This is a genomic window from Hymenobacter agri (assembly GCF_054778495.1).
The window spans coordinates 1-820 of the sequence record NZ_BAAGZM010001105.1; the positions used below are offsets into that span (position 1 = coordinate 1).

At 65.6% G+C, this 820-nt stretch carries 1 protein-coding gene; it reads left to right on the forward strand.

All coding sequences use genetic code 11. The features are described 5' to 3' along the window. Window positions 1–820 (forward strand): MMPL family transporter (locus tag ACYVDE_RS24750; RefSeq protein WP_460504176.1); only part of this gene is annotated, 820 nt, incomplete at both ends.

The window sequence follows — 820 nt, forward strand, 5'->3', positions numbered from 1 at the left end:
TGCCATGGCCCGCACCGTGGGCGCCAACATCCGCAACCTGATTGGGCCGGCCGGCGTGGCCCTGCGCCCCTTCATCGCCGCCGACCCGCTGGGCTTCGGCTACGTGGTGCTGGGCAAGCTCAAGGACTTCAAGCCCGACGAGAACGTGGAGCTCTACAATGACCATTTCTTCTCGCGCGACCGGCGGCACCTATTCCTGTTCATCGACCCAAAATACCCGTCGAGTAACACCGCCAAGAACATCGAATTCTTCGCCCGGCTCGATAAGCTGATTCAGGCCAAAGCCGGCGGGCGCTACCGGGTGCACTACTTCGGGGCGCCCGCCGTGGCCGCCGCCAACGCCACCCAGATTCGGGCTGATACCCACCTGACGCTGCTCATCTCGCTGGGGCTGCTGCTGGGCGTGATTCTGCTGTTTTTCCGGCGGCTGTCGGCGGCGGGGCTGATGCTGGTGCCGGTGCTGGTGGGCGGGCTGTTTGCGCTGGCCGTTATTGCTACCGTCAAGGGTTCGATTTCGGTGATTGCCGTGGCGGCGGGCTCGGTGGTGCTGGGCATTGCCGTAAACTACTCGCTGCACTACCTCACGCACCACCGCTTCCACCCGCAGGCCGAAACCGTGATTCGGGAGCTGGCCTTCCCGCTCACCATCGGCAGCCTCACCACCATTGCGGGCTTTCTGTGCTTGCAGTTTGTGAACGTGCCCGTGTTGCAGGATTTGGGCACGTTTGCCGGCCTTAGCCTGGTGGGCGCGGCGGTGGCCACGCTGGTGTTCCTGCCCCACCTGCTGCCCGACGAGGCCCCCGATGCCCCCGCCCGGCCC